17 protein-coding genes are annotated in these 21,825 nt (G+C 35.5%); all 17 read left to right on the forward strand.

Annotation, left to right across the window (positions count from 1 at the left end; genetic code table 11):
* The first annotated feature begins 23 nt into the window (after positions 1 to 23).
* The 17 genes from HCJ50_RS06910 (at position 24) to HCJ50_RS06990 (ending at position 21,762) form a co-directional block, all read left to right on the forward strand.
* Positions 24 to 5,918: an ATP phosphoribosyltransferase regulatory subunit gene (locus HCJ50_RS06910; RefSeq protein ID WP_185344743.1), complete on the forward strand. Its 5,895-nt coding sequence runs from the start codon at positions 24 to 26 to the stop codon at positions 5,916 to 5,918.
* Positions 5,915 to 8,314 (forward strand): hypothetical protein, encoded by a 2,400-nt coding sequence (locus HCJ50_RS06915; protein WP_185344745.1) that lies wholly within the window; start codon positions 5,915 to 5,917, stop codon positions 8,312 to 8,314. The genes HCJ50_RS06910 and HCJ50_RS06915 overlap by 4 nt, the downstream gene beginning before the upstream one ends.
* Before the next feature lie 57 nt (positions 8,315 to 8,371).
* The gene (locus HCJ50_RS06920; protein WP_003721714.1) at positions 8,372 to 8,614 is read left to right on the forward strand and encodes an ATP synthase subunit c family protein; all 243 of its coding nucleotides are present in this window, start codon (positions 8,372 to 8,374) and stop codon (positions 8,612 to 8,614) included.
* An 11-nt stretch (positions 8,615 to 8,625) separates the two neighbouring features.
* Positions 8,626 to 9,657, forward strand: coding sequence for a F0F1 ATP synthase subunit delta (locus HCJ50_RS06925; protein WP_185344747.1), 1,032 nt, complete (start codon positions 8,626 to 8,628; stop codon positions 9,655 to 9,657).
* Positions 9,654 to 11,150, forward strand: a complete 1,497-nt coding sequence (locus HCJ50_RS06930) for a F0F1 ATP synthase subunit alpha (RefSeq protein ID WP_185344749.1) — start codon at positions 9,654 to 9,656, stop codon at positions 11,148 to 11,150. The genes HCJ50_RS06925 and HCJ50_RS06930 overlap by 4 nt, the downstream gene beginning before the upstream one ends.
* On the forward strand, positions 11,147 to 12,016 hold the full coding sequence (locus HCJ50_RS06935) for a F0F1 ATP synthase subunit gamma (RefSeq protein WP_185344751.1): 870 nt from the start codon (positions 11,147 to 11,149) through the stop codon (positions 12,014 to 12,016). Before HCJ50_RS06930 ends, HCJ50_RS06935 begins: the two co-directional genes overlap by 4 nt.
* On the forward strand, positions 12,017 to 13,387 hold the full coding sequence (gene atpD, locus HCJ50_RS06940) for a F0F1 ATP synthase subunit beta (protein ID WP_185344753.1): 1,371 nt from the start codon (positions 12,017 to 12,019) through the stop codon (positions 13,385 to 13,387).
* A 12-nt stretch (positions 13,388 to 13,399) separates the two neighbouring features.
* Positions 13,400 to 13,732, forward strand: a complete 333-nt coding sequence (locus HCJ50_RS06945) for a F0F1 ATP synthase subunit epsilon (protein WP_185344755.1) — start codon at positions 13,400 to 13,402, stop codon at positions 13,730 to 13,732.
* Complete coding sequence (locus HCJ50_RS06950) at positions 13,713 to 14,273, forward strand: hypothetical protein (protein WP_185344757.1); 561 nt, start codon at positions 13,713 to 13,715, stop codon at positions 14,271 to 14,273. The genes HCJ50_RS06945 and HCJ50_RS06950 overlap by 20 nt, the downstream gene beginning before the upstream one ends.
* Positions 14,274 to 14,645: 372 nt before the next feature.
* On the forward strand, positions 14,646 to 16,676 hold the full coding sequence (locus tag HCJ50_RS06955) for a BglG family transcription antiterminator (protein WP_185344759.1): 2,031 nt from the start codon (positions 14,646 to 14,648) through the stop codon (positions 16,674 to 16,676).
* 1 nt (position 16,677) lies between these two features.
* Positions 16,678 to 17,130: a PTS sugar transporter subunit IIA gene (locus HCJ50_RS06960; RefSeq protein WP_185344761.1), complete on the forward strand. Its 453-nt coding sequence runs from the start codon at positions 16,678 to 16,680 to the stop codon at positions 17,128 to 17,130.
* Positions 17,131 to 18,192, forward strand: a complete 1,062-nt coding sequence (locus HCJ50_RS06965; protein ID WP_185344763.1) for a PTS fructose transporter subunit EIIC — start codon at positions 17,131 to 17,133, stop codon at positions 18,190 to 18,192. It begins immediately after the preceding gene.
* 15 nt (positions 18,193 to 18,207) lie between these two features.
* Positions 18,208 to 18,516, forward strand: coding sequence for a PTS fructose-like transporter subunit IIB (locus tag HCJ50_RS06970; protein WP_003718767.1), 309 nt, complete (start codon positions 18,208 to 18,210; stop codon positions 18,514 to 18,516).
* Between the two features lie 26 nt (positions 18,517 to 18,542).
* Positions 18,543 to 19,811, forward strand: a complete 1,269-nt coding sequence (locus HCJ50_RS06975) for a class II D-tagatose-bisphosphate aldolase non-catalytic subunit (protein WP_185344765.1) — start codon at positions 18,543 to 18,545, stop codon at positions 19,809 to 19,811.
* A 93-nt stretch (positions 19,812 to 19,904) separates the two neighbouring features.
* A complete protein-coding gene (locus HCJ50_RS06980; protein ID WP_185344767.1) occupies positions 19,905 to 20,609 on the forward strand; it encodes an HAD family hydrolase in 705 nt (234 codons plus the stop codon).
* Positions 20,610 to 20,718: 109 nt separating this feature from the next.
* Positions 20,719 to 21,135: an Rrf2 family transcriptional regulator gene (locus HCJ50_RS06985; RefSeq protein ID WP_111143625.1), complete on the forward strand. Its 417-nt coding sequence runs from the start codon at positions 20,719 to 20,721 to the stop codon at positions 21,133 to 21,135.
* A gap of 12 nt (positions 21,136 to 21,147) precedes the next feature.
* Positions 21,148 to 21,762 (forward strand): class I SAM-dependent methyltransferase, encoded by a 615-nt coding sequence (locus HCJ50_RS06990; protein WP_185344769.1) that lies wholly within the window; start codon positions 21,148 to 21,150, stop codon positions 21,760 to 21,762.
* The last annotated feature ends 63 nt before the right edge of the window (positions 21,763 to 21,825 follow it).

Here is a 21,825-nt window from a genome sequence, read left to right on the forward strand (position 1 = left end):
CACGAAGAAGGTGGAGGAAGAACTTGAAAAAGAATATTTTAGTCATAAGCATTGTTACTTTACTTGCTATTAGCGCAATTGGTTCAGCCTTTTTTCTGATGAGAGACGATGCTTATGCCATTGAGATGGCAGGCTACACGTATAGTCCAGATGGAAAAACAGTTACCTTTTCAAATGAAGCTAAGTATAACGACACTTGGATTAATAATGAAAAAACAATTAGTGATGGCAAAGAAATGAAGCCAATCAATCTTTCACGGACATTGTTTTTAAAAGATGGAAAGATTCAATTCTTAGGAAAAAGTGTTGCAATAAAGAGTTCAACAGATTTAATAGAATTACCATCTAAAACATCAGTAATAGAAAATAAAAGTGTATATAATGCGAAAAATGATGATGATAAAGCCATTGCACAACTACCAAAAGGAACTGTTGTTAAACTTGCTGAAGGCCGATACATTATTTTAGATAATGCTTACTTGAAAAATAATAAAGGGCTTAATAAAAAATTACCAAAAAACGTCATTGTTTCCATTGACAAAAATAAAAAAGTCCAATTAATGGGAGATAAAACGCTGGAAGAAATAGCAAGTGATGATGCCTATATCGAAATGGAAAACAATCATTACCATTTTGAATTAGAAAAAGAATTACTCACTAGCCAAACTGATAATGAAAAAGATATTGATATCCGTTCCATCAAAGTTGAAATTGATGATGATGCAGATGCACGGAAATTAACGCCAGCAAAAACAGAAACAGAGAAAGAGAAAGCAACGACAGATAAAGAAGAAAAAGATGATACCGCATCAAAAACACAAGCAAATAATAATCAAGAACAAGGAACAAGTAACACAGAAGGCTCAAACACCACAGACGGTAATGGTGGAGCAAGTGGAGGAGAGTCTGGCACGAATGGAACTAGTTCAGGCGCTGACGGAGACAAATCCGGTTCGACAGGAACAGAATCAGGGTCCGATACAAATGATAATAGAACTGATGGAGATAAGTCAGGTGGAAACCAAGGCGATGTAGATCAGGCAAATGAAATTATCAAGAAATTAAACGAAACAGATGGCATGAATAGTTTCCAAGTGCCAATTGTAGATGTTAATTTGAAGGTTAAAGGTCAAACTGCTTCTGCCGAGTTAAAACTAACGGATACTTCGAATAGACTTAAATCATTGGAAGCAATCCTTTATGACAGCAATAATAATGTTGTGAAAAAAGTCCCGTTAGATTCGAAAAAAATAAATCAAAACTTCACTTTCAATAATTTGAAGTATGGTGAAACTTATCAAGTAGTAGTTCAAGGAAGTTATTTGTCAGCTAGCGATAAAACGCAAGAAACAATCTTCTTCCGCCAAACTGTAAAAGCAAAACCAGTTGTATTGAAACCAGAAGTAACAGAACGCGGTGAGGATTATTTAAAAGCTAAAATTACTGCGACAGAGCTTTATGGTAAAATTGATCAACTTGTTTTAAAAATCAAAGAAAATACTAGTAAAGTAACAACTTCTAAAACTATCACAGTAGATGCAGCTGCATTAACGAAGAATGGTCAAGTAGAAGTGACGTTTGATTCATTAAGTAGTAGTAAAGAATATATTATCGAAATGGACAAACTAATTGTTGATGGTAAAGATGTAACAGACGAGAGCTGGTACTTCATTTCCTCCACATTAAAAGCAAAACCAACCATTGATGGCTTAAATCTTTCATATAGTACAGATAAAGGCGAATTTTTAGTTGAGCCAGTCAAATTAGTTGATACTGATAATGCAATAACAAGCATTCGTTATGTAGCTTATTTGGAAGACGATTACAAAGCCAATGGGGACAAAGCAAAAGAATATGCTTACTCAGTTGTAGATGCTAGTCAGAAAAACACTGCTGTAAAAGTTGGTCGAACAGTGGATATGAGCGATAATAATTATGTTTTTGTAGCTTATATTTCTGGAAACAACGGTCAGTATGATTACACATTTGCATCACCAGTTTCAAATAGTGTTATCGTTGGTAAAAAGACAAAACCAACTGTTCAATTCTCATTAAAAGAAGCGGAACAAGATAAATTATCCATTAACTATGAAGTTTTTGATGCAGATAACACGATTCTTTATGATAATTTAACTCACCCGACACTTAAGCTATACAAATCAGATGCACAAGGAATGTATAGTGGAAATCCTGTAGCGACAGTGGATCTTTTAAGTAAGGCCGATATTACAAATTTACTAGAATTTGAAGGGCTGGAAAGTGAAACCTATTACGTCGCTGTGATGACTGCTTCCTATAATTTAGATGATGGAGCAGGAATTATGGTTGATCAAATTATCGGACAATCAGGTGTTTTCCGAACTACAGAAGTTTCCAAAGTAAATGCGACCTTCACATTAGACTCGGTTGAAACTGATAAGGCACAAATTAATGTTAAATTATCTGATGCCGCTGTTAAATTAAATGAAGCTAAGTTAAATATTTATGAAAATAATACAAGTACACTTATTAAAACAATTGAGCTACAAGGCGATTTTGAAGATTTAATGAGTAGTATAGGTAAGAGTTATTCCTTTGAAGACTTAAATATTAATAAAGAATATTTAGTGAAAATAGAAGATGGCTATGATAGTGGAATGAATAAAGTACCAGTAATTGGCCAGTTTGTATTTAAAACGAAAAAAGAAGCACCAGTAACGGATAAAGTTCTATTCGATTACCAGTCCGACCAAATGAAAGTAGGCGGATTAGCTGGAATTGAAGAATCAAGTTTGCCTATGTTGGATAAATATAATGCGACAAGCTCTATTGTGTATAGCATTTATAAAACAAGCGACTTAGATACTCCGCTAGTTGAGCAAGAAGTTTCTACAGCTGCTGATTTTGGCAAATATGTGTACTTTGATTTAACAAACAAACTACTTGGACGCGGTTATGACTATGTTATTAAAGCGGATGTAGTATGGAACGATAATTACGAAGAACATCATATTGAAATCAGTTCTGAAACGATTCAAATCAAAAAAGAAAAACCAACAGTTGAATATGAAATTTTAAGTCGTTCTGCAAGCGAAGTTAAAATGAATGTCTACGTGAATGATGAAGAAAAGGCAATTGTTCCTGGTACATTAGAAATTGCTAGTACAACTGGAAGCAATAAGCCACTTCAAAGTGGGAAAAACACTGTAACATTACCACTTTCAAGCACTGGCACGACAACACTTGCAACAAAAGGTGATTACATTATTTCAAGTGGTAGTTCAGCAGTAACAGACACTTTCATGACAAAACAACTGAAAGCTATTAATACAACTGCTCCACAAGTAGGCGCTGGAATTGGAATGGATGCAACAGGACGAGCATTAGTTCTTACTCCTCAACCTGATGCAACAGCAAAAAGTACTGTAATGAGAACAAAATATAATTTACAAGATGCTTCCAGTACTGATCCGGATTATACAGTAACGAAATCTGGAGCTAACCAATTTGATGAACAAACACTTGCATTACCTTTTGGAAATATTTGGTTTGGTAATACGTATCAATTATCACTAGAAATGAAAATGAATTATATGGAAAACCAAATGGATAACGAAAACCTGGGCGATAATTATTATATGTCAATTGGAAATGGTGGATCTTTTGTTAGTTCCGCTAATGGAGTTATTTCAACAACAAATAGTATCAATGGCGCAGACGTTTTCTCAGTAACAAAAGGTAGCACTAATTCGCAAGGAGATATTTCTAATGTAACATTTAAAAATATCTGGACAGGTAAGTATATGGCTTATCGTAATGGGATTTTAATTAGTAATAGTGAAACTGCTGATTCCTTTACTCTAGTCCGTCAAAGTGATGGAAGCTATGTTCCGGCTCTTAACAGGCGTTATGTAGACTTTTCTCTAGGGCTAGTCAATGATGAAGCTTCTGGATCAAGAATAGATTTATACTCTACTCAAGAAAAAACAGAACAAGTTTCATCACCTCTTGCTACAAAAGACCTTGTAGAGCCAGATATTTCTGCTGAAAACATCGGTATCTTTGACAAACGAGTTAAGATTGATGTAATCGGTGAAGATAAAGACAACACAACAGTGAAAAAAGATAACAAAAATGAATTATATGTCAATGTTTATGAAACAGATGGCACAACAATTGCTGGTTCTGTCAGAATAGACGGATTGCCAACACGTGATATTTCTGTTGTAGGACTTTCACCAAATACCAACTATATCGTTAAAGTAGAAGGTAAATACAATTTACTCGATGGAACTGGTGAAAAAGATAAAGTGTACTATACAGAAACAATTACGACAGAGAAGAGTGTTCCAAGTATGACTTCAACTTCATATCAATGGAGTCCTGCATATGGTAACCGAACAATCAAAGGTACGGTTAATTTCTTGGATGAAAGTAATGTATTAACGAACATTGAATATCGCATGTATGATGCTGCAACTATTTCGTCTAATTTATCTGATTTAGTGGCATTGGAACAAGAGTTAGCAACTAAAACTCCTGTAGCAACATTTGATGATTTAACTAAAACTCCAGAATTTGGCTTGTATAATACTTCTGGTGGACAAAATTATGTGTCTGGTAAGTCTTATGTCATCGCTGCTTATATGAAAACTAGTTTAGCGAAGGCACCAAGCTTCTTGAGTGATGCAAAAGCTATTTATATTTCTCCACCAAGTAATGTTTCTGCTCCAATTACACTAGAAAATGTTTCCGCAAGAGAAGCGACATTAAAATTCTCTTATAACGATCCGCAAAGCTATTTGGTAGGCGGCCCGAATAAGAGCTTCCAATATGTCTTGAGGAATACAAAAACTGGAACAGAAGTGAAGAAAGGCAACTTTACAGGGGGAGATACAGCTAGTTGGATAAATACATTTAGCGAATTAGACCCTGGAACTGGATATACGCTAACAATTAGCACGAAATACGATAATCTAGATGGCGGCGGAAGTAGAGCGTGGAACAATAGTTTCAATTTTACAACTGATGACGAATATGTTACTTCCAACTCACTTACAATCCAACTGGATGCAGCAACTAAAAGTATCAAGCTACAAGCAAAAGAAGTAAAACCAGGTTCTGCAACCATTCAAAATATCAAAATGGAATTCTATGAGTTGATTGATTATGGTGGTAATAATGAGAGAACACAACTAGTTGAAACAAAAAATATGACTTTACCAAGTGCTTATCCAGCAACAATTTCTCAAAACTTTAGTATAGCTGGTAAAAAGAAAGACCAAAGTTTCCTAGGAAAAATGATTATCACTTATAAAACACCAACAAATGAAATCAAAACTTATGAAAAAACTTCCAACTTTATTACGTTACAACAAGATGTTTCGTTGTTATTAACATCCTTCAAGAGCGTTCGTGCGACAAGTGATACGCTAGACGTTGCGTTAGCAAATACAGACGAAAACAAAAATGAAACGTACACTTATGAATTGAAAGATGAAGATAACAAAGTGATTGATACAGAAAAAGTAGCTGCAAAAGATGCTTCCGAAGTGGTTTCGTTATCAATGGAGCCAACTAGCAACTATACTTTAACTGTTTTCGATCAAGATAAGAAACCAGTAGCCTTGTATCAAGGTACTAATGAAGAAAATAACGTAAAAGCAGATATTTCAAAAGATAGTTTTACACTGATGAGTAACAATACATCAGATGCTAAAACGGAAGTGACTATTTCTGTTGAGCCAAAAGAATTAACAGCTTGGGAAACCGTTCAGTCTTGGTTTGGTAAAGACTTTACAAAAACACAAACTGTTCAAAAAGAAGATTTAGATTCTGGCGTTAAGATTAAAGCAGATTATCACGACTCTGAAGTAACTGTAAAAGAAGCAGAATCAGGGAAAACATTTGGAGTGATTGAACTGGAGGAAAGTAAATGAAACCTACATGGAAAATAGGCATAATCGTTGCAGCTGTTCCGCTAATAATTATTGCTGTTGTCTTATGGGGTTCCTTTAAGGAGGCAAGATACAATCTTGTCTCCCTCCCTGATAATGGTGTAGTTTTAAATAACGAACAGGAAACATTGCAATTTCAAAAAGGAAACACATTGTATCGCAGTTGGAATGATGATCAGCTAATTGCTAAAAACAATGAAGAAGATACCCGAAATGAAATAATGGAAAGTACTATTCTCTATCTCGATAAAGATTCACTTATGTTTACAAAAAGTGTTCCAGTAATTGATACAGATGGTATAAGTAGTAAGCTCAAAGGAAGAGAAGTATATGAGCCGACTAATTCTTCATTTCAATACAAAAATTCAACAATTGCAGAAAACAGCGTAGTTAAATTAGCAAATCGACAATACTTTTTAAATGCAGATGCAACACTTTATCTAGGCGGGGAAAAAATTAAAGAAGTTTCCAAACCGTTACTGCTAATTGATAAAACAGGTAGTGTTACTATTTATGAAAATAAAAAGAAAAGTCGTTATTTAGGACATATGACCTTAAAAGTCAATGATGAAACAGTTCTAGATGCAAGTAATGAAACATATACCGTTGATAAACGCAAAATCGATCTTGCTAGTTTCGGTGGAACGGATAATGAAAAAACGGTTGTAAAAGAAGAGGAAGAAAAGAAAACTGTTGCTAAGAAAGAAGAAGAAAAAGAATCAGAAAGTGGCAGTAATAAGTCATCTGAGCAGGCAAGCGGTGAACTAAATGCTACTAAAAAATACAGTAGTACACTAAAAGCTGGAAATGGCTCAAATGGAACTAAAGAAGGCGACGGAACAACTGATACTGATAGCAACTCAGGTAGTGGTTCTAACAATGATTCAAACAGCGGCTCTAATAATGATTCGAATGGCGCTTCAACTGGTGGTGCTACTGGTAATACAGACGGCAACTCAAATGGTAGTGCTAGCGGAAGTGGTTCAGGCGGAAACTTAGATGAAATTGATAACTATGATGAAGTGCTGAAAAAAATTGAAGAGCTAAATAAGAAACTAGAACGAAATATCCCTTCTCTACGAATTGGATATATTGCTCCAGGTGTTACAAGCGCCAAAGTTAGTTACACTTATGCCGATCCAAACAACACACTAATTGGTGTTACAAAAATCAGTGCTGTAGATGAAACTAGCGGCAAAACAGTAAACACACAATATGTATCAGCTGTAGATACAGAAGCTAATTTAACAGGGCTTTCACCAAACGGAAAATATCATCTTGAGTTTACTTATCAATATGATTTAGGTACAGATAAAGGCATTCAAGAAGTGAAAATGCAAAGTGAATCTTTCACAACGCAAACAGTCTCTGCCGTGTACCAAATGCAAAGTGTAACAAGTACAACGATGAAAATTAATGTTGCGCTAGATGCACAGATTGATGGAGTTAAACGCACACGAATTAAAGTAACAAAAGTAGACGGCGATAGCTTTTACATGGATGCAAGTACAAACCTTGTAAATGGCAGTGGGGAGCTTCTCAATATTACAGATTTAACCCCAAGTACTGCCTACCAGTTCCAAACAATAATTGAAATGAAAAATGGTGAAACAATAAAACTGAACAGCTCAGAAAAATATTACACCATGCAAGCAACTGTTTTGAAAAGTTTACGAGCAACACAAACTCCGGAAAAAACATTACAAGTTAACTATAACTGGAGTTCAGCAGATTATACACTTAACAAAGCAACTGTAGAGTTAATTAATGAAGAAGACAATACAGAAGTGGATTATCAAATTGTTAATCAAGAGAAGGGCGATATTCGTTTGGTACCAGTTATTACAGATGAATCAGTTAACTTAGAGGCCAAACTAATTCTTGAAACAACAAATAATGAAACAAAAGAAAGTAAGATTTTTGAGTATCCTGTCAAAAAAGAAGTTTCTTATAACAAAGGCGCTAATTTTACAATTTCTTTAACACCATTTCAACCAGAAGAAAGCAATCCGTCTGAAATAGAAACAACAGAAGAGTCAGAAGGAATTGAGCAAGATGTAGTGGACGACAATGCTGTCAAAAGTACTGATATGACAGCCAAAGTAGAGGATGTACTTGCACCTCAAAATGCAACTTATGATATGACATTCGCTATGCAGCGCGATGCAGTTGAAACTTATCAGTTAGCTTTTGAAAGAAGCACTGATGGAACAGATGATAGCTGGACAACTTGGAATCAGCAAGAAGTTACTGCCGATGAAACTGGACTGGTAAACTTCAAACAAACTATTTCCAAACTGGCTAAAGAAAGCTTTAAATATCGCGTAGCTGTTTATGATAAAAATGGCGAGTTACAACTTTATGTATATCAAGATTAACAGATGAGGTACGCATCTATCGTATCGTAATTCTCATAAGAAGGTAGGAATTTAATAATGGATTTAGTAGTTGCATGTAGTGTAATAGGCGCAGCGCTGGCAATTGGACTCGCCACTTTAGGAGCTGCGATTGGACAAGGAATTGCAGTTAGTAGAGCAACAGAAATTATCGGAAAAAACCCAAATGCTAAAAAAGAAGTTATGGGAGGTCTCTTCTTGGGACTCCTTATGATTGTCGCATTAATGCTTTTTGCATTAGCGATTGCGGTCATTTTGCTTTGGGTTAATCCGTTTATATGATGGGTGTAAACATGGAAAAAATAATAGAAGCAATTATCCTTTATGGTATTTTTGCGGTTGGTTTTTTATACCTGCTGCATTTTACCTTAAGAAAACTTGAAAATATTCTAACCAGTTTCTTTTACGAACTTAGTCAAGATAAGTCACTCGAAAAAGAAAGCCTTTTACGACGACTAAAACGTCAAAAGGTTGCCACGACACGAGAAGAACAGAAGAATCAGCAACTAGCAAGTGAAGCAGAGCAAAGAGAAATCATTTTTTTAGAAGAGATTGACCAATTAGTAGCAGAAAATAGGCAATATGAACAACAACTTCACATGTGGCAAAACGAACAGCCAAAACAAATTGTGGAGGTTCCAAGTGTTCCAACTACACCGAATGCCCCTAAAAAGGCGCTTAGCAGTTATATAGATGAAATTCTACAACAGGTATTCATTGAATCAGAGGAAGATGAAGCAGCATTATTTACAGAAGCTATTCGTGAATTTGATGCCTTAATACGTGCAGAAAAAATCCGCTGTGCATTACCATACAAAGTAATATTACAGCTGTTTGAAATGTACTCTTCTGATCAATTGCATATGTTTACTGCTTCATTTAAGAAATTCAATGAGCGAGCAGGAAAACTTGCTGTTAAACAAATCTATCAAAGTAGTTATTTATCACCAGAACAAAAACTTAAAGTAATGCGTGAAGATGGAACTTTAGATGAATTAGATGCGGAATTTGTACAGTTTCTATTTTATATGTTAACGCACTTTTCATATCGTCAATCACGTACACTCTTTAAGAATTTCTTAGGTGTATATAACCTGCACTTTTACACTGGTCTAATTAGTATAACAATTGCCAGCAAGGAATCGGCTAACCACTTTGAAAAAATTTGGTATCCGACTCATGAAAATTATAAAATTGAGTACCGTGTGAAAAAAGAATTAATTGGTGGGGTTATTATCGATTATGGAACAAAATCTATTGATATGAGCTATCAGGAATTAATTAAACGCTCAACAGAAAAAATAGAAGCGGAAGTGAAATTTTGAAAACTATTCATTTTGATATGAAAAAATATGAAACGCCAGTGGACTTAGAATATTTAAAAGAACATGGCCGAGTAGAAAAACTTTCCGATGGAGTAATTTTCTCATCAGGTTTAGAAAATGCAGCGCTTCACCAAGCTGTATTAATTGACGGAAAGCATCGTGGCATTATTCTTGAATTAAATGAAGAATTTGTTGGAATTGGGTTGATTGACGAAACCAACGATATTTTAGAAGGCATGAATGTGTCTGTAACTGAAAACTTTATGGAAGTAGCTCTTTTTGAAGACATGGCTGGTCGTATTATCGATACAACCGGAAAAATGTTATACGAAGATAAAGGAGAACAACCAACAAGTAGTTACCCACTTTTTTGTGTAACACCGGCAATTATGACTATTGATAGCGTGACTCGTCCGCTTAATACTGGACTTGCAGCTATTGATTCCATTACTCCAATTGGTCGAGGTCAACGCCAACTAATCCTTGGCAATAGACAAACCGGAAAAACACAAATTGCTGTAGATACGATTATTAATCAGCATGATCAAAATGTACATTGTATTTATGTCGCAATTGGTCTAAAAGCAGCTTATATTGCTGAAGTTATTGAAACACTAAAACGTCATGGAGCAATGGAGTATTCAACTGTTGTTGCTACTGCTGCTAGCGACTCGCTTACGTCCCAGTATTTAACACCATATGCTGGAATGGCTGTTGCAGAATCTTTACGTGATCAAGGTAAAGATGTATTGATTATTTTTGATGATTTAACAAAACATGCAGATGCATACCGAGCAATTAGTTTACTATTTAATCGGCCGCCGGGTAGAGAAGCTTATCCAGGGGACAGTTTCTATATTCACTCTAGTCTTCTTGAGAGAGCTGTTCAAATGAATGAAGAACATGGCGGGGGCTCGATTACAGCACTTCCTATGATTGAAACATTATCTGATGATGTAACAGCATACATTCCAACCAATGTTATCTCCATTACTGATGGTCAATTATTCTTGAAATCTGATTTATTTAACCGCGGTCAAAAGCCAGCTGTAGATGTCGGTGTTTCAGTTTCAAGGATTGGTGGAGATGCGCAACACCCAATTATCCGCAAACTTAGTAAAAACTTAACTTTAATTCTTTCGCAATATGAAGAATTAAAAGAACTACTTGATTTTGGGAATGCACTCGATGATGGTAGTATGAAAATGGTTATGGATGGTCGGATTTTAACAGAATTATTTAAACAAAATATCTTAAATCCTTTATCTGTAGCAGAGTTGGCAATGGTTTTATATGCTTTCCAAAATGGTTCCCTAACAAAAATCCAACCAGCAAAAATCCAAACTTATAAAGGACTATTGTTAGAAAAAGCGAATTCGAATGAAGCATTTAAACTATTTGCAAGTCAAATTGGTGATATTCACGAACTAGATGAGTCACATACTAAAATGCTCGAAAAAATTATTTCGGAAGCGGGGAGGGCTTTTAGTTGAGTAGCACAAACCAGGCTCAAAAAACCATTAAAGCACTGAACTCAACGCATAGAATCGTCCATGTCACGGAACTGGCAACGCTTGGAAAACTTCCTCAATTACGAGAAAAATCTGAAGCGGCTGTTAGTTATTATGAAACTATCTTGAAAAGTCTACGCTGGGTGCGAAAAACCATGCATAATGGTAATAATCAAGCTGTAGAAGAAAAAAACGTCACCGCTATTGCAGTCACTTCGGAACGTGGCCTTTGCGGTGCATACAATAGTGATGTGTTTTCAAAAATCGACCAACTCATTGAATCTCTTGGGGATCAAGTAACAATCAACTGGGTAGTTATTGGTGAACAAGGTCATCGTTACTTGACTAAACTTGGGCAAAATATTACTGCTTTTTTACAAGTTTCGCTTGAAAACATCGACTTAGAAACAACAACATCGATTACGGCTGATTTTATTGATCAAATTAACTCCAAGCAGATGGATGCATTATATGTTGTTTTCACAAAATATTTTAATGCGGTTCATTCAGAGGCGATGTGTGAAAAGATTTATCCTGACATTCCTGAAGAAGAAGGTATGCAACCAATTGAGGTTGATTATGTTCTTGATTATGAGGAAGAGGATGAACAAGTCGAGCAGCTTTTACTCGAAAACTATCTATGCGGCTTGCTTTATAGTATGTTTCGCTACTCGGTTGCCAGCGAATATTGTATGCGTCGAATCGCAATGAAGCAAGCAAAGGATAATATCCAAAAACAGCTTGAAGAAGCGATTTTCGATTCTAGAAAAAAAGCGTTGCAACAGAAAACCAGTGAACTACTAGATATCATTAGCGGTGCACAGACAATCAGGAAGGAAGAAGAATAAATGAAAAAACACACAGGGACCATTATTAGCATTAGTGGTTTTGTTTTAAAAATAGAATTTAATGAAAGTGATTTACCTGAAATTGGTTATGCACTTGAATATCAGACACATCAAGGCAGTTATTTAGCAGAAGTAGTACAGCATACAGGTATCAATACAGTATCAGCCATTGCAATTGGTGAAGTAAGTGGACTAGCTAGAGGAACTGTTGTTGTTAACTTAGGTCGTCCGATTGAGGTGCCTGTTGGAGAGCAAGTTCTTGGTAGAATGCTGAATGTGTATGGAAAAGCTATTGATGGGAAACCTGAACCAGATACAGAAGTTAAATGGCCGATTTTCCGTAAACAGCCAAAACTTTCTGAGTTAGACACAAATAAAGAAATCTTATATACCGGTATTAAAGTCATTGATTTAATTTGTCCGATTTTAAAAGGTGGTAAAACAGGGCTATTTGGTGGAGCTGGTGTAGGTAAATCTGTTCTTATGCAAGAATTGATTAACAATATTGCTATGTTAGGTGGAAATGCCGTATTTACTGGTGTTGGTGAACGTGTTCGTGAAGGAATTGGCTTATATAAAGAACTAGAAGAAAGTGGCGTATTACCTCAAACAACCGTTGTACTTGGTCAAATGAACGAGTCACCTGGTGTTCGGATGCGTGTTGCTTTGACTGGTCTAACTATTGCTGAATATTTACGTGATGAAGAGAAAAAAGATGTACTTCTATTCATTGATAACGTCTTTCGCTTTATCCAAGCTGGTTCTGAGGTATCTTCTTTGCAAGGTAAAATTCCGATAACTGGTGGATATCAATCTACGCTTTCAAAAGAAGTAGGAGATTTTCAAGATCGCATCGCATCTACTAAAGACGGCTCCATTACTTCCATTCAATGTGTATTTTTACCTGCGGATGATATTGATGACCCTTCAGCGGTTGCTACATTTAGTCATTTGGACTCCACTATCGTATTAGAGCGTTCAATTGCAGCATTAGGAATTTTCCCAGCTGTTAACCCGCTTCAATCATCTTCACGTGCACTTAATCCGAACTTTGTAGGGGAACGTCATTATCAATTAGCAGTACAAGTGAAATTCATTCTGCAACGCTATATGGAACTTCAAGAGATTATTAATGTCTTAGGTATCGCTGAGTTGAGTGATGAAGATAAAAAACTTGTAAATAGAGCAAGAAAAATTCGTAACTTCCTTTCACAACCATTCTACGTTTCTGAAAAATTCACAGGAACTGAAGGTATATTTGTTGAAATTGAAGATTTACTTGGTAGTATTGAACGTATTTTAAATGGCGATTATGATGAACGTTCAGAGCGGGACTTCTTGTTTATCGGATCCTACAAAGACTTGAAATAGGAGGAGAAGAAAATGAAACTTAAAATCGTCTCGCCTATGGGGCAATTTTTTGAAGGTGAAGTAGAGGGCTTTGTCATCAATACAAAAGAAGGACAACAAACAGTATTAGAAGAACATATCGATTTCCTAAGTTTCTTTGACTATAGCGAAATTGTTATTTTAGATGATGCTGCATCTGAACCAATTTTTGTTGCACTAGGTTATTTACATCTTGTTCAAAATGAAGCGAATATTATGGCTCAGTTTGCATCAAAAGATTCTAAACAAGCAGAACGAATTTTTAAGAGAATAAACAAGCGAAAACAAACAGAGAGCAGGGGATCGAATGGCGAGCGGATTTTTTGATACAATACTGCTGATTTGCGGCTTAATGCTTACTTTCTTTCTAATTCTACTCTTGATTCTTACTGTTATTCGTCATTATTTATCAAAAGAAGGTGTTGGACTAGAGCGAATTAAGCGCTATCAGTTATGGCACGATCGTTACAAGTTAGATGCAGAAGTGACAGCTTTTCTTATTATCATAAGTGCAACCTTTTTAGTTTGTTTACTAACGGTACAAATACCTGCAATTCCTTTTCAATTTACTGCACTAATATTTTGGAGCAGTTGGTTATTCCTTCCAATTTCACTTTGGAAAAAAATGCGAGTACCGCAAAAAGTATCTAAAGAAATAGTACAAATTATTGGTGTTCTTTTAATTACAGGTATTTACTTTGCTGGTTTTTACGGAATGAGAGCTCTCTATATTTTATCTATAAATGTTACAGAGTATTCATGGGGTATCCAGTTTGGTGTAAGAATCTATCTAGTTGCCTTTAGTCTTTTAGTTGCTGGTTTTGCTTTATTCTTATGGCAACGTTTATACGTGAAGTTACTGAAATAAAAAAAGTGCCCGCCCAAAAAATGAGTGCTTTTTTTAGCTTTAGATATACATTCATTAAAAATGATATACCAGTAACAAATTAAGTTATGTTTTTTGAGCAAAAAGGAATACACAATATAATATAAAGGGACCAACCTTCATTGAGCGGGTTGGTTTTTTAGTATGTCAAAATGGCTAGTTGCTTTATTTAACAAAATGTATAATTAATATCACGAACTATCAATTCAAAAGGAGTTTCATTAGACTTGTAGTTTTTGTAAAAATTTATTTCGAATTATGTAAATTGTGGAAGTGCTTACATGGCGGTAACATGATGTTAGGGGCAGGCCTTCTAAATCATTTTATCGCAACTAGTATAAAGGGGTGACCGAAATGTTAAGTGGCAGAATGATACTAATCATAAAGTATTTAGAAGGCAAAAGTGAGTCAAGTATTCGTGATATCAGTAAAAAGCTAGAAATATCTGAGCGAAAAATCCGATATGATATTGATAATATTAATGACGCACTAACGCTAAACCAATTAAAACCAATTTTAAAGGAGGGAAAAGGAAGATTAATTTCACCAGTTGATTTGGTCAAATTAGTACGGGAGGAAAACGAAGCGTATATATTTACCCCGCAAGAAAGAATTCATATTTTGCAGTACTTACTATTTTTCAATATTAAAAAAGTGAATTTAGAACATTTAAGCAAATGGATGGGTGTTTCGCGGACAACCATAAAAAAAGATTTATTGCTTTTGGAAGAAACTCTTCAAAAAATAAACCTTCAATTGGAGTATAAGCAAGGATACATTTTGAAAGGGAATGAAAGCGTTATTTTAAATGAGCGCGTTCGGATTTTACGTGAGTATATTGATTTGATTCAAAATGAAAATAACGAAACTAATCTTTATAGTAAGCGGATGTTGAGTGAGATAAAAATTTCATTAAAAGAAATTGATCTAAATGGAGTGAATAAATGGTCCAAGCAACTGCTAAAACAAATGGGTTGGATCCTCAATGATGAATCATATTATTGGTACTTAGCAAATATTTTAGTTTTTTGCTGGTATATAAAAAATAATATCGAAAATCCATTAAAAGACACTAAGTTAGTGCTTCCGATATTTAAGCCACAACTCATTCAAAGTATGGAAATGATTTTGGATTATAAGTTCACACAGGAACAGTTAAATATTTTAGTGGGTTTTGTGTTCTTCACGAATAAGTATGCAAGCTTAAATGAAGAGATGGACTTGATTACAACTGAAACATTAGTAAATTCACTTATAAATGCAATGAGCGAAGAACTAAACTTACCATTTCTAGAAGATGCTATTTTATACAAAGGTCTTTTAAATCATGTAGCGCCGTTGATTGAGCGAGTGAGGAAAAATGTGCAAATTTATGAAGATACTTTTGATGTTATTCCAGCAGAATTTTTATATGTTTTTCATGCAACGAGTAAAGCGATTAAAACCATACCAATACTAGAAAAGGTTGAAAATGAAAATGAGATATCCTTACTTTCAATCCACTTTTTAGCAAGTATTCAACGGAATCAACGAGAAGAAAAGCAGCAGGTATTACTAGTTTGTGGTCTAGGATACGGAGCAATCGCTATGATGAAAGATACGCTTAACAGTGAATATCAAATTGCGTTTGTTGCGACCATTCCAGAGTATATGTTAAAAGATTTTACGTCTTGGGAAGCGGTAGATTTAGTTATTACAACTGCCAAAATGGATACGCCTTTGCCAAAACCAACTATCAAAGTAAATCCAGTTTTAAAAGAATGTGATTTTGTGGAATTGGAAAAGCAAGGTTTAAAAAAGAAAAACATTTTAACTAGTTATTTTGCTATTAATAAGCGACTTAGTTTTCTAGAAAGTTCTGTTAAGCAACAAGTAATCAGCGTAATCAAAGAAGAACTAGGTTATGGGCATGTGAGTATTCCAAATCGAAAACTAGGATTAAGTGACCTCATCGGAACAGATGCCATTCGGATTATCTCGAAAAAAGCAACTTGGCAAGAAATAATTCAGTCTGCTACGAAGTTACTCTCAGATAATCAGTTCGTTCATCCTGAATATGCAAATAATATCATTGAAATACAAGAGGAATTAGGCTTTTATTCAGTGAAAGATGAGGAATTTGCTTTATTTCATGGAAATGATAGTAGTTTAGTTCAAATGAACAGTATGGCACTGCTGATAAGTAAACAACCCATTATTTTTGGTACTAAACAAGCGAAAGTGGTTTTTATTCTTGCAAGTAAAGATAAAAAAGAGCAGATTCCAGCGATTATCACATTAACAAAAATGACCTATCAAACAGACTTTATTTCGCAGTTAGAACAAGCGAAAACACCTATCGAAGCAGACCAGATTATTAAAAAATATGAGGAGGAGGTTAGATAGTATGAGCATGAAAATCGATTTCTTGTCCATTTCTAACTTAGAAGTGAAAACGAAAGAAGAAGCCATTCTAGCATTAGTAGATGTGTTAGATCAAGCCAACTATTTGGGAAATAAAAAACTTTTTGAAAAAGATATCTTAGAAAGAGAAGCAACACTTTCGACATATATTGGGCATGAAATTGGCTTACCCCATGCCCAGAGTAGCGGTGTAGAGCGTCCTTGTGTAGTGATTGGAAAACTAAGTCAGCCAGTAAGATGGACGACAGAAGATGAATTCGTCCAGTTGGTTTTTTTAATTGCAGTTCCAGAAGAAAATGAAGGCAATTTACATTTAAAAGTGCTTTCCAAGTTAGCAAGATTATTAATGCATGATGATTTCCGGACGCAATTAAGTGAGCTTGACGATGCAGCAACAATGGCTTTACTAAATAAAAGTGTGAAGGAGGATAACTAAATGAGAACACTTAAATTTTTGCAGAAACATTTGATGACCGCCACTTCTTACATGATTCCATTTGTCGTAGCAGGGGGGATACTTTTCGCACTATCCGTTATGTTAAGCGGACAAGCAGCAGTACCAGATGCAGGTTGGCTTGCAAAATTAAATCAGATTGGTGCAGCTGGACTGGCACTTTTTGTTCCAATTTTAGGTGGTTACATAGCATTTAGTATGGCTGATAAACCAGGGCTAGCACCAGGGATGATTGGTGCATATTTAGCAAATGAAATTGGTGCAGGATTTATTGGCGGGATTGTCGCTGGTTTCCTGGCAGGTTTTGTAGTTAATCAGTTGAAAAGAATCAAATTATCGACTTCGATGAAAACATTAGGATCCATTTTTATTTATCCGCTTGTCGGAACATTGATCACCGGGGGGATAATAGTTTTCCTCATTGGCGAACCAATTTCTGGCTTTATGGACTGGATGACAAGTGCTTTAAATAGCTTATCAGGTGCGGCGAAGGTTCCACTTGGAGCACTGCTTGGAGCAATGATTTCCTTTGATATGGGCGGTCCAGTCAATAAAGTAGCAGCAACATTTGCGCAGACACAAGTAGATACGCTTCCCTACTTAATGGGTGGTGTTGGTGTAGCGATTTGTGTACCTCCACTAGGACTTGGAGCGGCAACATTACTTTTCCCTAAAAAATTTACTCGTGTAGAAAGAGACTCTGGTATTGCGGCTCTAATTATGGGAAGTGTGGGAATAACGGAAGGTGCCATCCCATTTGCAACAGCTGATCCGTTACGGGTTATACCTTCCATAATGACCGGAGCGATTGTTGGGAATATATCGGCGTTCTTATTTGGTTGTTTGAATCATGCACCATGGGGAGGGCTCATTGTACTTCCGGTAGTAGAAAATCGGATTGGCTATGTCATTTCGATTGCCTTAGGAGCCGTTGTAACAGCGGTTATGCTTAGGATATTGAAAAAAGATGCAACCGAGCTGGATGAGGCACTGGAAGAAGGTCAAGAAATTGATGATTTAGATATTAATTTTGAAGATATTTAGAAAGGATGATAATTAATGAAAATTGTAGCAGTAACATCTTGTCCAAGTGGAGTAGCGCATACGTATATGTCAGCAGAATCACTCGAACTTTCTGCAAAAAAAATGGGCGTTACTATCAAAGTAGAAACACAAGGCTCTTCAGGAATTGAAAATAAATTAACTGCTAAAGAAATTGAGGAAGCAGATTGCGTCATTATTACAAATGATGTGGAAATTAGAGAAAGTCAACGTTTTAAAGGTAAAAAAGTAGTGAAAATGAGTGTTTCCGATATTATTAAAAAATCTGACGCACTTATTAAAAAACTACAAACAATGTTTTCATAAAATTAAATTCTAGGAGGAACAAATAATTGAAATTACCTATTAAAAAAGCAGTCGAATCCCTTTTAAAATTACAAACAACCGGAGATAGCGCAACGCTTATTGGCGTTGGTCCAATGTCACGAAATCTACTACAAGCAAGTTTTGAATTAGCGAAAGAAGATGACTATCCATTAATGTTTATTGCAAGTCGAAATCAAGTGGATGCAGATGAACTTGGTGGAGGTTATGTGAATGGTTGGAATCAATTTAGTTTTATTGAAGCCATTAAAGAAGTTGCGGATGAAGTAGCCTTTGATGGATTGTACTATGTCTGTCGTGACCACGGAGGCCCTTGGCAACGTGATCAAGAACGAAATGAGCATTTACCTACAGAAAAGGCAATGGAGCTTGGTAAGCAGTCGTATGTAGCTGATATTGAGGCGGGATTCGATTTACTGATGATTGATCCAACGAAAGACCCATTTGAAATTGGCAAAGTAATCCCACTGGAAACAGTGTTAGAGCGCACAGTGGACTTAATTGCCTTTTGTGAAGCGGAACGGAAAAAGCGTAATCTCCCGGAAATTGGCTATGAAGTAGGAACGGAAGAGACAAACGGCGGGCTAACCTCTACTGAAACATATGAAAAATTTATTATTCAACTGAAAGAAGAACTTGAAAAACGCGATTTGCCATTACCAACTTTTATTGTTGGTCAAACGGGAACTTTAACACGGAAAACAGAGCAAGTTGGACATTTTAACTTTAAAAATGCGTATGATTTAGCGCAAATGGCGAAGAAATATGGTGTTGGATTAAAAGAGCATAACGGTGACTATTTGGATGATGTGACGCTTCTCGAGCATATCCCATCTGAAATTACTGCAACGAATGTAGCGCCACAATATGGTACAGAAGAAACGAGAGCATACTTGAAACTAGTGGAATTGGAGCGGAGATTAGCAGAAAATGGCTTAATTAAAAACCCTTCAAATACACGTGAAGTCTTACTCGTACAATCTATTAAGAGTGAACGCTGGCGCAAGTGGATGCTAGATGGACAAAAAGATATTACCGTTAATGAAATTATGCAAGATGACGAACTATCACTGGAAATACTAGACATCGCAGGTCATTATACATTTAATGATGCCGCTGTTAAAAAAGAAATAAATACTTTATATGCTAATTTAGCAGCCAATAATATTGATGGTAAGCGTTTTGTAATTGACCATATCAAGCGCCCAATCCGCAGTTACTCTGAATGTTACAATCTAAAAGGCGCGACAACAAGAATTAAACAATTAGCTAAATAATACGAGAAGAGTCTGGGCTTTTTGCCTAGGCTCTTCCTCATATTGCGTTTTAATGATAGAGTAAGAGAAGCGGCTATTTTGTAGGAGGAAAACATGATTAATCTGATTTTTGATATTGATGATACAGTATATGATCAATTAAAACCATTTGAAGATGCTTTTAAAACCGTTTTTGGTGATGAAAGCAAACTAGAAATCGAAAATTTATATATTAAAAGTCGTTTTTATAGCGATGAAGTGTACCACCGGGTTGTAGATGGGGAAATGCCAAAAGCAGAAATGCATATATACCGAATTACGCAAGCATTAAATGATTTTGATTACCAAATTACCAAAAAACAAGCAGAAATGTTCCAACAGGTTTATGAAAATAATCAACGGAAAATCACGCTTTTACCAGGAATAAAAGAAGTTCTTACGTGGGGGAAAAGCAGAAATGCGATGATGGGGATTATTACGAATGGACCAAGCTTGCATCAACAGCATAAAATAAATGATTTATGTATAAATGACTGGATTCCAGCTGAAAACACTTTTATTTCTGGGAAAATTGGCTATGAAAAACCAGATAAACGTTTATTTGCGTTGGTAGAAGAGCAATTAGGAATGATTGGTTCAAAAACGTATTATATAGGAGATTCTTTTAAAAATGATGTAATTGGGGCAAAACAAGCAGGATGGAATGCAATTTGGCTTAATCGACGTAAGCATCTAGCACCGAAAGACGCACTCTATCAACCCGAATATTCTGTTACAAACGAAGAACAATTACTTGCTTTATTACAAAAATTAACTTGATTTTTTATGAAAACTTCTTTCATTATTTGAAAGAGGTTTTTTTTATTGACAAATAAAACGAAAGAAGATATTATAGATACATTAAGTCTTTAATTAAGAGGGTGAGATAATGAAATACTCAAAAGCAACTAATTATGCGTTACATACGATGGTATACTTAGCTAATTTATCTGCTGAAAAGACGGTAGGTGTGAAAGAACTTGCTATCAAACAAAATGTATCACCAACCTACCTTTCAAAAGTGCTGACGATGCTCGTAAAAGCTAGTTTTATCGAGTCAATAACTGGAGTAAATGGTGGATATAAATTAGCAAAACCAGCAAATGATATTAGTTTTTTAGACGTTATTCAAGCGATTGAAGGGAAAACAGCTTTCTTTCATTGCGACCCTAAAAATCATGCCGAAAGTAAGCCACATTGTTTAATTGGAGAAGTCATGGACAATGCCGAGCAACAAATGGAAGCTTATTTAAGTGAACAAACTATTGGAAGTATTGTCGTTGAAATCGAAAAACATCATCATTAAAGGAGTGAGAAAATGAATCATCACAATCACCATAATCATCATCACAATCACCACGGAGAAGCTGGTTTTAAGCGAAAAGTCGATTATTTAGACCGTCCGGAACGCAAGGAAGTTTTGTCTCCGGAAGCATTTATCCAAGAAGTGCCAGTGGATAAAGCAGACACTATACTGGATTTAGGTGCGGGAACAGGTTTTTTAACAATTCCAGCTGCAAAATTAGTGGATAATACTGTTTTTGCTTTAGACTTGGATCCACAAATGTTAGCACTTATTCAGCAAAAAGCAGCAAACGAAAATTTAACAAATGTGGATGTTTTAGAAGCAAGTATGGAGGAAATTCCGCTAGAAACTGGGACAATAAATATTGCACTTGCATCACTCGTACTCCATGAGGTAAGTTCGTTAAGCAAAGTCTTAAATGAAGTGAGCCGAGTGGTAAAAGCGGGCGGTTACTTCGCTTGTTTAGAATTCGACACAATAGGAACTGAATTAAAAGGTCCTCCAATGGAAATCCAGATTACAGCTAATAAGTTGGAACAGGCACTAGCTGATGCTGGCTTTGAAGTCGTAAAAAATTGGAACCTTCCAGAAGGCATGTATGTAACTATCGCCAAGAAAAAGAGATAATTGCTGGCAAGGTAAACAGGGAAAGATTGATTTAAGATAATTGTTTTAAATCAATCTTCTTTG

This window comes from Listeria immobilis, assembly GCF_014322765.1.
GTDB lineage: Bacteria > Bacillota > Bacilli > Lactobacillales > Listeriaceae > Listeria > Listeria immobilis.